Raw genomic sequence first — 15028 nt, forward strand, 5'->3', positions numbered from 1 at the left:
GGCCCGCAAAGACCCCCGCAATGGCGGTCACCATCGCGACCAGCACCCGACTGAATGCCTTCATGTTCTCCCTAGCTACGCCGGTGATTTCTTCGTCTTCCACCAACCAGGAACACGTGCAGAGATGCATCCGCATAAGGCGCGATTAGGGGCGCCTCATCCGGTTCTCACGCCGTGCTCATGATTGGCACGAGAAACGTAACCGGGTGGCACCGGGGCAGCAACGGCTGCGGGTTTTCGGCCGATGCACGGTACGAAGACTGATACAAATTTGCTGAAACGACCCCGACGAACATCACACCACCGCCGGGGAACTCCTGGGCATCTAGACGTATGCAAATCGGCCACGCGCCGCCGCACCACTCCACCCCGCGCCAAGACATGCGGCTCGAACTGCGGTTACACGGGTTCTCCTGCGGGCACACCACGCAATCACGCTGAGCCGAATCATTGCCGTCGGCACCGTCAATTTCCGGCGTCCCGGCGTCGCCCGCCCCGAGTTTGCGATTGCTGTGTAAACACCCGATTACGCGGCCCCGGGAGTCGGATTAACTGCACAGCCGCAGATCGACCCCGTTGACCGGCTGCCGATATTCCAGTTTGTGGTCGACATCACACTTCGGGCCTGTGAAATCCCCTTGCGTCGCCCCGTCTTGGCGGGCACTCAACTGCCAGATCGGGCGTTATGCCGATATGAGCATCCCGCCATATGAACCCCCGAAGTCCAGCCCGTCGCCCGGGGTCGGCAACACCTTGCTGTGCCCGAAGTGCGCCGGGGTCATGAAGACCTATGAGCGCAACGGCATCCATCTGGAGCAATGCGACACCTGCCGGGGCATCTTCCTGGATTTCGGCGAGCTCGAGGCGCTCACTCAGATGGAGAACCGGTTCGTCCAGGCACCGCCGCCACCGGCACCGCCGGCGCATCCGGGTTACCAACAGAGTTACTCCGACTACGGGCCGGGCTGGGGACACCGCGGCAACAGGCACTATCGCAAACAGGGCTTCGGGCGGCTGTTCTTCTCCAGCTGAGGCATCCTCGCGCAGGCCGCCGCCAGCAATTCGTCGTCGGGATCATTGCCCGCTGACTGAATGACGGCGGCCCGGGCGAAGGGCTCCAGCACCGGCCACGGATCCCCCGGCGGCAGCGCCGGCCCGCCCGCCTCCCGGTAGGCGTCGAGGAACTGCCGCCAATCGGAGTCGGGCATCAACCCGGCCGCCCAAAATCCAGCCGGACGCGCCAGATCCCAAGCGGGATCGCCCATCCCGAGATCGTCGACGTCGATGAGTTGCCAGCGCCCGTCGTACCGACCCACTTGCCCCAAGTGGAAGTCGCCGTGCACGAGCGTCTGTGGCCGTCCGGCAGAACCAGGCCGCCACGCGTCGTCCGGCAGCCCCGCCGCGGCACCTACAACCGCGTGGCCACCATGGCGTCGAGCACGACCGACCGCGCGGCGCAGCCTGGCCGGCCAGCCATGCGGTGGCAGACGTTCGGCGACCGGTTCGTTGTGCAGGGCCGCCAGTAGCCGGGCGACGTCCGCCCACGGCACCGATTCAGGTTGTGCTGCAAGCGTTTCGACGAGCGGCCACCGCGTCAGCCAGCGGTCGCTCACCGCCACGGGCAGATCGGACAACGGACTCACCAGGGCGTCGACCCGGCCGGCCGTTCGGAGCCGGACCCGCAGTGCGCGCGGGTCGGTGCCCGGCCGGTGCAGCTTGTCCACGATGGCCCCGCGCACCGTGACGTCTGCACCCGACCGCGTCTGCACCTCTTCAGTCTGCCGCGAGTTCAGCGGCGCGGGGGAACCGATTTTGCGACTGCGTTGATCCTGTTCCAGGCATTGATCGTCACTGCCATGGCGACAACCTGGCCGAGTTCATGTTCGGTGAACGCCGCAGCCGCGCGGGCGTAGACCGCGTCGGATACCGGCCCGCCGGTCAGGTCGGTGATGGCCTCGGTCAGTGCGAAGGCCGCCTTCTCCTGCTCGGTGAACAGATCGCCGGCTTCCTCCCAGGCGGCGATCAGGGACAGCCGCTGCTCGGCCTCCCCGTTCTGGCGGGCGTCGTGGGTGTGCATGTCGAGGCAGAACGCGCAGCGGTTCAACTGCGAGGCGCGGATCTTGATCAGCTCGGCGATGGTCGGGTCGACGTCTTTGGACGCCGCATTCGACAGCGTCATCATCGCGTCGTAAAGCCCCGGCGATGCCTTGTAGATCTTGAGTCGGTCGACGGCGGCGGCGGGTTCGAGTGTCTGTGTCATGGCCACTACGCTAAGCCCGAAAATACCGCGTAGGTGGTTCAATATCGACGTGACTTCGCGGGCCAATTTCGGCGGTCGGGATCTACACCTCGATCTGCGCGCGGTGATCGAACCGGGTAGCCGCACCGCTCGGGACCAGCTGATCACCGCACTTCGGGACGCCATCCGAACCGGCCGGTTGAGCACCGACACCCGGCTGCCACCGTCACGCACGTTGGCTGTCGACCTCGGTTTGGCCCGCAACACCGTTGCCGAGGCCTATGCCGAGCTGGTCGCCGAGGGCTGGCTGGCCTCCCGGCAGGGTGCAGGCACCTGGGTGGCGCGAGGCACCGCCCCGCGGCAGGCCCCGCGGCCGCGGCGGGTCCCCGCCCTCCCCAGGCACAACCTGATGCCCGGCTCCCCCGATGTGTCGGAGTTCCCGCGGTCCGCGTGGTTGACGTCAGCACGCCGGGCCGTCACGAACGCCCCGGTGTCGGCGCTGCGGATGGGTGATCCGCGCGGACCGGCGCCGCTGCGTGAAGCCCTGGCCGAGTATCTCGGTCGGGTCCGTGGCGTACGCGCCTCTCCGGAATCGATCGTCATCTGTTCGGGCGTGCGTGACGGCGTCGACCTGCTGGGTCGGGTGCTGGGCACCGCGCGGCCCATCGCAGTAGAAGCCCACGGGCTCTTCATCTTTCGCGATGCGCTCGGGGCGCTCGGCGTGCCTACCACGCCGATCGGCGTCGACGAGCACGGTGCGGTGGTCACCGATCTGGATCACCTCGACACCCCGGCGGTACTACTCACTCCCGCGCATCAGAGCCCGTTCGGCATGGCCCTGCATCCGACGCGGCGCACCGCGGTCATCGACTGGGCCCAGCGCACCGGTGGATACGTGGTGGACGACGACTACGACGGTGAATTCCGGTATGACCGACAGCCGATCGGCGCGCTGCAGCCCCTGAACCCCGAGCGGGTGGTGTATCTCGGCTCGGTCAGCAAGAGCATGGCCCAAGTCATGCGGGTGGGCTGGATGGTGCTGCCCGACGCGCTGATCGATCCCGTGATCGCGGCGGCGGGCGGGGCGCAGTACCACGTGGATGCGCTCACCGCGCTCACCCTCGCCGACTTCATCCACAGCGGCGGTTATGACCGGCACGTCCGGCGGATGCGTAACCGCTACCGGCGTCGCCGCGACGCGCTGGTCAAGGCGCTGAGCGGGTTCGACCTCGACATCGGTGGACTGTCGGCGGGCGTCAACATGCTGCTGACGCTGCCCGACGGGGCCGAACCCGAGGTCCTGCGCCGCGCCGGTGAGGCCGGTATCGCGTTGATCGGGCTGTCGATCATGCGGCATCCGCAGGCCGGACCGGACATCCCCGATCCCGACGGGGTCATCGTCGGATTCGGAGCCCCGGCCGAGCATGCCTTCGGTCCCGCGGTCGACGCGTTGTGCCGGGTGCTGGCGGATACGTTGCGTCAGGAGTGCCCTCGCTAAGCTGCCTGAGTGGCTGAGCCCGTAATGTCGCCGACCCTGGACCTCAAGACGCAGGCGTTCCGGTTCATCGTGACCGGCGGCTTTTCGGCGATCGTGGACTTCGGGCTGTACGTCCTGCTCTACAAGGCCTTCGGCTTACAGGTCGACCTGGCCAAGACGATCGGCTTCATCGCCGGCACCACCACCGCTTACCTGATCAACCGGCGCTGGACCTTCCAAGCGCCGCCGAGCACCGCCCGGTTCATCGCGGTATGGGTGCTCTACCTGGTCACCTTCGCCGTCCAGGTGGGGCTCAACCACCTCGTGCTGCACCTGGCCGAGTACCGGTCCTGGGCGGTTCCGGTGGCCTTCATCATCGCCCAGGGCACCGCGACGGTGATCAACTTCATCGTGCAGCGCGCAGTGATCTTCAAATTGCATTGAGGGTGTCTGCAGCCGCAGCCGCGAGAGTGACGCCATGGTTGCTCTGCGGGCGGTGCAGCGACCATGGCGTCACTCTCGGCGTTCATAGACTCAACCGGGCGGGGCGCAGGCTACTGCCGGGTACTCTCCTTAGCGATGTCGACTACCGATCTGCCGACCACTCCCAAGCGCCTGACAGGCTGGGGCCGGACCGCACCGACCGTGGCACAGGTGCTCTCTACCAGCGATCCCGAACTGATCGTCAAGGCCGTCACGCAGGCCGCCGAGCAGAAGGACCGTGGTGTGATCGCCCGCGGTCTGGGTCGCTCCTACGGCGACAACGCGCAGAACGGCGGCGGGCTCGTCATCGACATGTCGGAACTCAACCAGATCCATTCGATGGACGCCGAAACCTGCCTGGTGGACGTCGACGGTGGAGTCAACCTCGACCAGTTGATGCGGGCCGCGCTACCGCTCGGGCTGTGGGTGCCGGTGCTTCCCGGCACGCGCCAGGTCACCATCGGCGGGGCCATCGGCTGTGACATCCACGGGAAAAACCACCACAGCGCGGGCAGCTTCGGCAACCACGTCCGCAGCATGGACCTGTTGACCGCCGACGGCCAGATCCGCAAGCTCACCCCGGACGGCGATGAGTCCGAGCTGTTCTGGGCTACCGTCGGCGGCAACGGCCTGACCGGCATCATCCTGCGCGCGACGATCGAGATGACGCCGACCGAGACGGCCTACTTCATCGCCGACGGCGATGTCACGCACACGCTCGACGAGACCATCGCCTTCCACAGCGACGGCTCCGAGGACAACTACACCTATTCGTCGGCCTGGTTCGACGCGATCAGTGCCCCGCCGAAGCTCGGCCGCGCCGCGATCTCGCGGGGCTCGCTGGCGACGCTGGACCAGCTCCCCAAGAAGCTGCAGAAAAATCCGCTCAAATTCGATGCGCCGCAACTACTTACGTTGCCCGACGTGTTTCCCAACGGGTTGGCCAACAAGTACACCTTCGGCCCGATCGGCGAGCTCTGGTACCGCAAATCGGGCACCTACCGCAACAAGGTGCAGAACCTGACGCAGTTCTACCATCCGCTGGACATGTTCGGTGAGTGGAACCGGGCCTACGGACCGGCGGGGTTTGCGCAGTACCAGTTCGTGGTGCCCACCGAGGCCGTCGACGAGTTCAAGCGCATCATCTACGACATCCAGCGCTCCGGGCACTACTCGTTCCTCAACGTGTTCAAGCTGTTCGGCCCCGGCAACCGGGCGCCACTGAGCTTCCCGATCCCGGGCTGGAACGTCTGCGTGGACTTCCCCGTCAAGGCGGGAGTCGGTGAGTTTCTCACCGAATTGGACCGGCGCGTGCTGGAATTCGGGGGCAGGCTCTACACCGCCAAGGACTCGCGCACCACGGCCGAGATGTTCCACGCCATGTACCCACGCATCGACGAGTGGATCGCGGTGCGCCGCAAGGTCGACCCCGACGGCTTGTTCGTCTCGGACATGGCCCGTCGGCTGGAGCTCGTCTAGCTGCTGTCGGCCGGTCAGTGTGATCGCCGAGATTGCATCCAGGGACAGGATTCCCTCGGATTTTGTCCCTGGATGCAATTTGGGCGCACTTCGTGCGGCTGGATCGGGTCCGGCCCAACAAGCGGAATCGGCGCGAGAAGTTTATTCTTGACTAAGTCCAGAAAACGGGCCAGACTCGGTTCCGTGGCGACGACCTCGGACTTCCAGCAGATGCTGCGGAGTGCCGACATGCGGGTGACCCGTCCACGAGTGTCGGTGCTGCACGCGGTTTTTGCCCATCCACACGCCGACACCGACACGATCATCCGTGCGGTACGTGAGGAACTGCCCGAGGTTTCCCATCAAGCCGTCTATGACTCGTTGCACGCCCTCACCGCAGCCCAGCTGGTACGGCGCATCCAACCGTCGGGCTCGGTGGCTCGGTACGAATCTCGCATCGGCGACAACCACCACCACGTCGTGTGCCGATCGTGTGGCGCGATAGCCGATGTCGACTGCGCGGCCGGGTCGGCCCCATGCCTGACCGCGTCGACAGACCACGGTTTCGAGATCGACGAAGCCGAGGTCATCTATTGGGGCCTGTGCCCCGAATGTTCCACTGCTCCAACTGGATAAACCCTTAACCCGCCAGCCCCGGAAAGGATTGCCATGACTGAAGCCGAAACCCATCCCCCGATCGGTGAATCTCAGACGGAACCCGCCGAAACCGGCTGTCCCATGCGGATCAAGCCGCCCGTCGAGGGTGGGAGCAACCGCGACTGGTGGCCCAATGCAGTGAACCTCAAGATCCTGCAGAAGAACCCGCCGGCCATCGATCCGATGGACGAGGGGTACGACTACCGCGAGGCCGTCAAGACCCTCGATGTCGACGAGTTGGCCCGCGATTTCGACGCCCTGCTGACCGATTCCCAGGAGTGGTGGCCGGCCGACTTCGGGCACTACGGACCGCTTTTCGTCCGGATGGCCTGGCACGCCGCGGGCACCTACCGGGTCGAGGACGGCCGGGGCGGCGGCGGACGCGGCATGCAGCGCTTCGCCCCGCTGAACAGCTGGCCGGACAACGTGAGCCTGGACAAGGCGCGCCGTCTGCTCTGGCCGATCAAGAAGAAGTACGGCAAGAAGCTGTCCTGGTCCGACCTGATCGTGTACGCCGGCAACCGGGCCATGGAGCACATGGGCTTCAAGACGGCCGGTTTCGCGTTCGGTCGCCCGGATTACTGGGAGCCCGAGGAGGACATCTACTGGGGCGCCGAGGCCGAGTGGCTGGGATCGCAGGACCGCTACGCCGGCTCCGACGGTGACCGGACCAAGCTCGAGAACCCGCTGGGCGCCAGCCACATGGGCTTGATCTACGTCAATCCCGAAGGCCCCGAAGGAAATCCGGACTACCTGGCCGCCGCCATCGACATCCGCGAGACCTTCGGCCGCATGGCGATGAACGACGTGGAGACCGCCGCCCTGATCGTCGGCGGGCACACCTTCGGAAAGACCCACGGTGCCACCGACATCGAGAACGGCGTCGAGCCCGAGGCCGCCCCGCTCGAGCAGATGGGGCTGGGCTGGGCCAACCCTGGTCTCGGCAACGACACCGTCAGCAGCGGCCTGGAGGTGACCTGGACCCACACCCCCACCAAGTGGGACAACAGCTTCCTGGAGATCCTCTACAGCAACGAGTGGGAGCTGTTCAAGAGCCCGCAGGGCGCAAACCAGTGGCGGCCCAAGGACAACGGTTGGGCCAACTCGGTGCCGCGGGCGCAGGGCACCGGCAAGACCCACCCCGCCATGCTCACCACCGACCTGTCGATGCGGTTCGACCCGATCTACGGGGAGATCACCCGCCGCTGGCTGGATCACCCCGAGGAGCTGGCGCAGGAATACGCGAAGGCCTGGTTCAAGCTGATCCACCGCGACATGGGCCCGGTGACCCGCTACCTCGGTCCGCTCGTGCCCGAGCAGACCTGGCTGTGGCAGGACATCATCCCGGCCGGCAAGCCGCTGTCCGACGCCGATGTCGCCACCCTGAAGGCGGCGATCGCGGAGTCGGGTCTGACCACCCAGCAGCTGATCGACACCGCGTGGAAGGCGGCGGCCTCGTACCGCTCCAGTGACATGCGTGGCGGCGCGAACGGCGGCCGGATCCGGCTGCAGCCTCAGCTCGGCTGGGAGGTCAACGAACCCGACGAGCTGGCTCAGGTGATCGGCAAGCTCGAAGAGATCCAGGCCGCCTCGAACATCGAGGTGTCCTTCGCCGACCTGGTGGTGCTCGGCGGTGTCGTCGGCCTCGAAAGGGCGATCAAGGACGCCGGTTTCGACGTCGCGGTGCCCTTCACCTCGGGTCGCGGCGACGCCACCCAGGAGCAGACGGACGTCGATTCGTTCGCCTACCTCGAACCCAAGGGCGACGGCTTCCGCAACTTCGTGGCCAAGGGTGACAGCCTGCCGGCCGAGTACCGGCTGATCGACCGGGCCAACCTGCTGGGCCTGTCGGCTCCGGAGATGACGGTGCTGATCGGTGGTCTGCGGGTACTGGGCGCCAACCATGGCGGTTCCGATCTCGGGGTGCTGACGGACCGCAAGGGGCAGTTGACCAACGACTACTTCGTCAACCTCACCGACATGGGCACCAAGTGGGCCCCGGCACCGGCCGACGACGGCACCTACGTCGGCGTCGACCGGGCCAGCGGCTCGCCGAAGTGGACCGCCAGTCGCGTCGACCTGCTGTTCGGCTCGAACTCGCAACTGCGGGCCCTGGCCGAGGTCTACGCCGAGGACGATTCCAAGGAGAAGTTCGTCAAGGACTTCGTCGCGGCATGGACCAAGGTGATGGACGCCGACCGGTTCGACTTGGAAGCCTGATCGGCTGACCGACGAGTAAGGCAACACCCCGCGGGCCTCGGGCGCGCGGGGTGCTGTCGTTTCGGGCCCGCTGCCGGCATCCGCCGCGCGTTTCGGACGGGTACCCGATGTGCCCGACTATTAGCGACAACTCAGCGACAATCGCCACACGGACAACCCGCGCCTCACCAAACCCATTGTCGCTGATGATATTTGACACTCTGGGCTCATTGGCCTCTTGAACATCACCAGTCCAACGTCCGCATGCGAGCGACTGTGTCGCTGATAGCTGGACAGGCCCAATTCTGCGACAGATGAGGAAATAAGAGCCTCAACTGACGTAAGTAAACACCGAGGTCGGGGCGAACGGTGCCTATGGTGCTCAAGTGGCGATTGTCGCTGAGTTGTCGCTAATAGTCGGGCACCTCGGCCCCCATCCGATTTCCGCGACACGCCGAAGGTGCATCGCGCCCCGGAACCATCGACCCGAGGCAATCGCCTCGAGATCTTGTGCAGAGATGTTCTGCCGAGGTCGCACGGTACCCTCGTCACGATGTCCCCCGAGGCTTGGAGCTGCGCTAGATGGTGTTCGACGCCGTAGGTAATCCCCAGACGATTCTGCTGCTCGGCGGCACCTCAGAGATCGGGCTCGCGATCTGTGAGCGCTATTTGCGCGACGCATCCGCCCGCATCGTGCTGGCCGCGCTGCCCGGCGACCCGGGACGCGACGACGCGGTGGCCCAGCTGCGCAACGCCGGCGCCAGCGCGGTGGAGGTCATCGACTTCGACGCGCTCGACACCGCCAGCCACCCCGACGTGATCGACAAGGCCTTCGCCGCCGGTGATGTCGATGTGGCGATCGTCGCATTCGGCCTGCTCGGCGATGCCGAGGAACTGTGGCAGAACCAGCGCAAAGCCGTTCAGATCGCCGAGATCAATTACACCGCAGCGGTTTCCGTCGGTGTGCTGGTCGGCGAGAAGATGCGCGCCCAGGGCTACGGCCAGATCATCGCGATGAGCTCGGCCGCCGGCGAGCGCGTGCGCCGGTCCAACTTCGTCTACGGCTCCACCAAGGCCGGGCTCGACGGCTTCTACCTCGGCCTCGGCGAGGCGCTCCGCGAATTCGGGGTGAAGGTGCTGGTGATCCGGCCCGGGCAGGTGCGCACCCGGATGAGCGCCCACGTCAAGGAAGCCCCGCTGACCGTCGACAAGGAATACGTCGCCGAGCTGGCGGTCACCGCGTCGGCCAAGGGCAAGGAGCTGGTCTGGGCGCCGGGGGCGTTCCGCTACGTGATGATGGTGTTGCGGCATATCCCGCGGTCCATCTTCCGCAAGCTCCCCATCTGATGCAGGCGGTCCGCTCAGCCAGGGTGGCCGGACACATGGTGATCGCCCTGCTGCTCGCCTCGGCCGTGGCCGGGGTGTCGATCGCGGCGATCGCCCAGGTCCAATGGCCGGCCTACAACACGTCCAACCAACTCCATGCGCTCACCACGGTCGGCCAAGTCGGCTCGCTGGCCGGCATCTTCGCCGCCGGACTGATCTGGCGCCGCGGCCGCCGCACCCTGGCCCGGCTGGCTGCCCTGGTCTTCCTGTCGGCGTTCTCGGTGGTCACCTTGGCCATGCCGCTGGGCGCCACGAAGCTGTACCTGTTCGGGGTCTCGGTCGACCAGCAGTTCCGCACCGAATACCTGACCCGGCTGGCCGACACGCCCGGCCTGCACGACATGACCTACTTCGGGCTGCCGCCCTTCTATCCGGCGGGCTGGTTCTGGATGGGCGGTCGCATCGCCGCGGCCACCGGAACCCCGGCCTGGGAGATGTTCAAACCGTGGTCGATCGTGTCGATCACCATCGCGGTGGCCCTGGCATTCGTCTTGTGGGCGAGCATGATTCGCTTCGAGTACGCGCTGGTGGTCACCACGGCGAGCACCGCGGCCATGCTGGCCTACGCCTCCACCGAGCCCTACGCCGCGATCATCACGGTGCTGTTGCCTCCGGTGTTCGTGCTGGCGTGGTCCGGGTTGCGGGGCGGGGCCAGACACGGCGGCTGGGCCGCCGTCATCGGCGTCGGGATCTTCCTTGGCTTTGCCGCCCTGTTCTACACGCTGCTGCTCGCCTACTGCGCGTTCACGCTGGCCCTGATGGCCTTCGTGCTCGCCGTCGTTCGCCGCAGCATCGACCCACTGCTGCGGCTGGCCGTGATCGCGGTGATCTCCGGACTGATCGCCCTGATCACCTGGGGCCCCTACCTGCTGGCCGCGCTGCGCGGTGAACCCGCCGAGAAGGGCACCGCCCAGCACTATCTGCCCGACGCCGGCGCCCAGCTGACCTTCCCGATGCTGAGCTTCACGCTGCTCGGCGCGTTGTGCATGCTCGGCACCTTGTGGCTGGTGGTCCGCGCGCGCTCGTCGACGCGCGCTACCGCCCTGGCCATCGCGGTGCTCGCGGTCTATGCGTGGTCGCTGCTGTCGATGCTGACCACCCTGGCCGGCACGACCCTGTTGTCGTTCCGGCTGCAGCCGACGCTGACCGTGCTGCTCACCACCGCGGGCGCGTTCGGATTCATCGAAGCAACACAGGCGATCGCGCGGCGTTACCAGCCGGACACCGGGCGCCGCGTCGTCACCGCCGCCGCAGCCATCGGCGTCATCGGCGCCGTCACGTTCAGCCAGGACATCCCGGACGTGTTGCGCCCTGACATCAACGTGGCCTACACCGACACCGACGGCACCGGGCAGCGCGCCGACCGCAGACCTCCCGGCGCTGAGCGTTACTACCGGGAGATCGACGCCAAGATCACCGAGATCACCGGGGTGCCGCGCAACCAGACCGTGGTGCTGACCGCCGACTACAGCTTCCTGTCCTTCTATCCGTACTACGGCTTCCAGGGTCTGACGTCGCACTACGCCAACCCGCTGGCCGAGTTCGACAAGCGCGCCAAGGCCATCGAGAGCTGGGCGACACTGACCAAGGCCGACGACTTCGTGAAAGCGCTCGATGAATTGCCCTGGAAAGCGCCGACCGTATTCCTGATGCGCCACGGCGCGAACGACACCTACACCCTGCGGCTGGCCTCGGACGTGTACCCCAACCAACCCAACGTGCGCCGCTACCACGTCGCGCTGGACGCGGCACTGTTCGACGACCCACGCTTCGAGGTGAGCGACATCGGCCCCTTCGTCCTGGCGATCAGAAAGCCGACTCCCGATGGCGATTAATTCCGGCGCGGACACGCCGATAGCATCAGAGCCCGTGACGGGAGCGCAGGAAACCGCAGGCAGCAACCACCGGACTGCGCGGCTCATCGCGATCGTCGCCGGGTTGCTCGGCGTGCTGATGGCAGTGGCAACACCGTTGTTGCCGATCAAACAGACCACCGCAGAACTGAATTGGCCGCAGAACGGCACCTGGCAGAGCGTCAACGCGCCGCTGATCGGATACGTCGCCACCGACCTGACCATCACGGTGCCGTGCCAGGCCGCCGCCGGACTGGCCGGGCCCGACAACCTGCAAAACCGCAGTCGCACGGTCCTCCTCTCCACGGTGCCCAAGCAGGCACCCAAGGCCGTCGACCGCGGTCTGCTGATCGAGCGGGTCAACAACGACCTGCTGGTCATCGTGCGCAACACCCCGGTGGTCAGCGCCCCGCTGGATCAGGTGCTCAGCCCGGCCTGCCAGTACCTGACCTTCACCGCACGCGCCGACAAGGTGACCGGTGAGTTCGTCGGGCTCACCCAGGCCGCCGCCGACGACACCGCCGATGACCCCGACGCCCCGTTGCGCGGGGAACGCGGCGGGTACGACTTCCGCCCGCAGATCGTCGGCGTCTTCACCGACCTGTCCGGCCCCACACCCGAGGGCCTGAAGTTCTCGGCCACCATCGACTCGCGCTACAGCAGCGCCCCGACGCTGCTCAAGCTGCTGGCGATGATCATCGGGGTGGCGATGACCGTCATCGCGCTGGGCGCCCTGCACGTACTCGACAAAGCCGACGGGGTTCGGCACCGCCGCTTCCTGCCGCCGCGCTGGTGGTCGATGACACCGCTGGACGGACTGGTCACCGCCGTCCTGGTGTGGTGGCACTTCGTCGGGGCCAACACCTCCGACGACGGCTACATCCTGACCATGGCCCGGGTGTCCGAGCACGCCGGCTACATGGCCAATTACTACCGCTGGTTCGGCACCCCGGAGGCCCCGTTCGGCTGGTATTACGACCTGCTGGCACTGTGGGCGCACGTCTCCACCGCGAGCATCTGGCTGCGGCTGCCCACGCTGGTGATGGCGCTGGCCTGCTGGTGGGTGATCAGTCGCGAGGTGCTGCCCCGCTTGGGCCACGCCGTCAAGACCAACCGCGCCGCCGCCTGGACCGCCGCGGGCATGTTCCTGGCGTTCTGGCTGCCGCTCAACAACGGCCTGCGCCCCGAACCCATCATCGCCCTGGGCATCCTGCTGACCTGGTGTTCGGTGGAGCGTGGCGTGGCCACCAACCGCATGCTCCCGGTGGCCGTCGCGATCATCATCGGCGCGCTGACCCTGTTCTCCGGGCCCACCGGCATCGCCGCCGTCGGCGCGCTGCTGGTGGCCGTGGGGCCGCTGAAAACCATTGTGGCCCGGCATACCTCACGCTTCGGCCACATGGCCCTGCTGGCGCCGATCCTGGCCGCCTGCACCGTGACGATCATCCTGATCTTCCGCGACCAGACGCTGGCCGGTGAGATCCAGGCCAGCTCCTTCAAGTCCACCGTCGGCCCCAGCCTGGCCTGGTTCGACGAGCACATCCGTTATTCGCGCCTGTTCACCTCCAGCCCCGACGGTTCCGTGGCGCGACGCTTCGCGGTGCTGACCCTGCTGGTGGCGCTGGCGGTGTCGGTGGCGATGACGCTGCGCAAGGGCCGCATCCCCGGCACTGCCGCCGGCCCGAGTCGGCGCATCATCGGCATCACGATCATCTCGTTCCTGGCGATGATGTTCACCCCGACCAAATGGACTCACCACTTCGGTGTGTTCGCCGGGCTGGCCGGCTCCCTGGGTGCACTCGCCGCCGTCGCGGTGACCGCGGCGGCGATGAAGTCCCGACGCAACCGGTCGATGTTCGCCGCGCTCGTGCTGTTCGTGATGGCGCTGTCGTTCGCCACCGTCAACGGCTGGTGGTACGTCTCCAACTTCGGTGTGCCGTGGTCGAATTCGTTCCCCGAATGGCACTTCGGGTTCACCACCATGCTGCTGGGCCTCTCCGTGCTGGCCCTGCTGGCGGCGGCCTGGTTCCACTTCAGCGGTCGTGACAAGTCGCCGGACCCCACGCGCCGCTGGCAACGGATGGTGCAGTCACCGCTGGCCATCGCGGCGTGGGTGCTGGTGATGTTCGAGGTGGTGTCACTGACCTTGGCGATGACCGACCAATACCCGGCCTGGTCGGTCGGCCGCTCCAACCTGGAGGCGCTCACCGGCAAGACCTGCGGGCTGGCCAGCGACGTGATGGTCGAGGAGAACGCCAACGCCGGCATGTTGGCCCCCATCAGCGAGCCGCCCGGTCAAGCGCTCGGCGCGGTCACCGCACAGGGATTCGGCCCGAACGGCATTCCTTCGGACGTCTCGGCCGACCCGGTGATGGAGCAGCCCGGCTCGGACAACTTCGCCGACAGCGACTCCGGCACCGTCACGGGCAGCGAGGTGGGCACCGAAGGCGGCACCACCGCGGCCGCCGGCGTCAACGGATCACGCGCCCGGCTGCCCTACGGACTCGACCCCGCCACCACCCCGGTGCTCGGCAGCTGGCGGGCCGGCACCCAGCAGCCCGCCATCATGCGCTCGGCCTGGTACCGGCTCCCTGACCGCGACAAGGCCGGCCCGCTGCTGGTGGTCTCGGCCGCCGGCCGCTTCGATCCGGGCGAGGTCGTGGTGCAGTACGCCACCGACGAGCAGGCCGCGGAGAACAAGCCGGGCGGCGGCATCGGATTTGCCGACGTGGGCGCCGCCCCGGCCTGGCGCAACCTGCGGGCCCCGATGGCGGCCATCCCGCGGGAGGCCACCCAGATCCGGTTGGTCGCCTCCGACGACGACCTGGCTCCCCAGCACTGGATCGCGGTGACCCCGCCGCGCATCCCGCAGCTGCGGACCCTGCAGGAGGTCGTCGGCTCGTCCGACCCCGTGCTGCTGGACTGGCTGGTGGGCCTGGCGTTCCCGTGCCAGCGGCCGTTCGGCCACCAGTACGGCGTCACCGAGGTGCCCAAGTGGCGGATCCTGCCGGACCGCTTCGGCGCCGAGGCCAACTCCCCGGTGATGGACTACCTGGGCGGCGGCCCGCTGGGCATCTCCGAACTGTTGCTGCGGCCGTCGAGCGTGCCGACCTATCTGCGCGACGACTGGTTCCGGGACTGGGGATCGTTGCAACGGCTCACACCGTGGTATCCCGACGCCGGACCCGCCCGTCTGGACCTGGGCACCGCGATCCGCAGTGGACTGTGGAGCCCGGCTCCGCTGCGACACAGTTAGGACACAGCTGGGACAACACT

General features: G+C 67.2%; 11 protein-coding genes. 9 read left to right on the top strand and 2 right to left on the bottom strand.

Going from position 1 to position 15028, the window contains the following annotated elements:
• Positions 1 to 693: 693 nt before the first annotated feature.
• Positions 694 to 1032 carry a zf-TFIIB domain-containing protein gene (locus A5733_RS09670; RefSeq protein WP_067770653.1) on the top strand — a complete coding sequence of 113 codons (339 nt, stop codon included), beginning with the start codon at positions 694 to 696 and terminating at the stop codon, positions 1030 to 1032.
• Here A5733_RS09670 and A5733_RS09675 read toward each other — a convergent pair.
• Positions 990 to 1769 carry a phosphotransferase family protein gene (locus tag A5733_RS09675; protein ID WP_076239955.1) on the bottom strand — a complete coding sequence of 260 codons (780 nt, stop codon included), beginning with the start codon at positions 1767 to 1769 and terminating at the stop codon, positions 990 to 992. The two genes, A5733_RS09670 and A5733_RS09675, sit on opposite strands and share 43 nt — an antisense overlap.
• Before the next feature lie 20 nt (positions 1770 to 1789).
• Positions 1790 to 2260, bottom strand: coding sequence for a carboxymuconolactone decarboxylase family protein (locus A5733_RS09680; RefSeq protein WP_076239969.1), 471 nt, complete (start codon positions 2258 to 2260; stop codon positions 1790 to 1792).
• 49 nt (positions 2261 to 2309) lie between these two features.
• Here A5733_RS09680 and A5733_RS09685 point away from each other — a divergent pair, with 49 nt between their 5' ends.
• The 8 genes from A5733_RS09685 to A5733_RS09720 all read left to right on the top strand — a co-directional run bounded on the left by A5733_RS09685 (position 2310) and on the right by A5733_RS09720 (position 15008).
• Entirely contained in the window at positions 2310 to 3737 is a 1428-nt protein-coding gene (locus tag A5733_RS09685; RefSeq protein ID WP_076239956.1) for a PLP-dependent aminotransferase family protein, read from the top strand.
• A gap of 24 nt (positions 3738 to 3761) precedes the next feature.
• Complete coding sequence (locus A5733_RS09690; RefSeq protein ID WP_076239957.1) at positions 3762 to 4160, top strand: GtrA family protein; 399 nt, start codon at positions 3762 to 3764, stop codon at positions 4158 to 4160.
• Positions 4161 to 4295: 135 nt separating this feature from the next.
• Positions 4296 to 5678 carry an FAD-binding oxidoreductase gene (locus A5733_RS09695; RefSeq protein WP_076239958.1) on the top strand — a complete coding sequence of 461 codons (1383 nt, stop codon included), beginning with the start codon at positions 4296 to 4298 and terminating at the stop codon, positions 5676 to 5678.
• A 210-nt stretch (positions 5679 to 5888) separates the two neighbouring features.
• A complete protein-coding gene (locus tag A5733_RS09700; protein ID WP_067770667.1) occupies positions 5889 to 6293 on the top strand; it encodes a Fur family transcriptional regulator in 405 nt (134 codons plus the stop codon).
• Positions 6294 to 6326: 33 nt separating this feature from the next.
• On the top strand, positions 6327 to 8534 hold the full coding sequence (katG, locus tag A5733_RS09705; RefSeq protein WP_076239959.1) for a catalase/peroxidase HPI: 2208 nt from the start codon (positions 6327 to 6329) through the stop codon (positions 8532 to 8534).
• A gap of 561 nt (positions 8535 to 9095) precedes the next feature.
• Positions 9096 to 9860, top strand: a complete 765-nt coding sequence (locus A5733_RS09710; protein ID WP_076239960.1) for a decaprenylphospho-beta-D-erythro-pentofuranosid-2-ulose 2-reductase — start codon at positions 9096 to 9098, stop codon at positions 9858 to 9860.
• The gene (locus A5733_RS09715) at positions 9860 to 11734 is read left to right on the top strand and encodes a galactan 5-O-arabinofuranosyltransferase (RefSeq protein WP_076239961.1); all 1875 of its coding nucleotides are present in this window, start codon (positions 9860 to 9862) and stop codon (positions 11732 to 11734) included. The genes A5733_RS09710 and A5733_RS09715 overlap by 1 nt, the downstream gene beginning before the upstream one ends.
• Positions 11724 to 15008 carry an arabinosyltransferase domain-containing protein gene (locus A5733_RS09720; protein WP_198938763.1) on the top strand — a complete coding sequence of 1095 codons (3285 nt, stop codon included), beginning with the start codon at positions 11724 to 11726 and terminating at the stop codon, positions 15006 to 15008. Before A5733_RS09715 ends, A5733_RS09720 begins: the two co-directional genes overlap by 11 nt.
• Positions 15009 to 15028: the final 20 nt, after the last annotated feature.

Source organism: Mycobacterium sp. NS-7484, assembly GCF_001953975.1.
Classification (GTDB): domain Bacteria; phylum Actinomycetota; class Actinomycetes; order Mycobacteriales; family Mycobacteriaceae; genus Mycobacterium.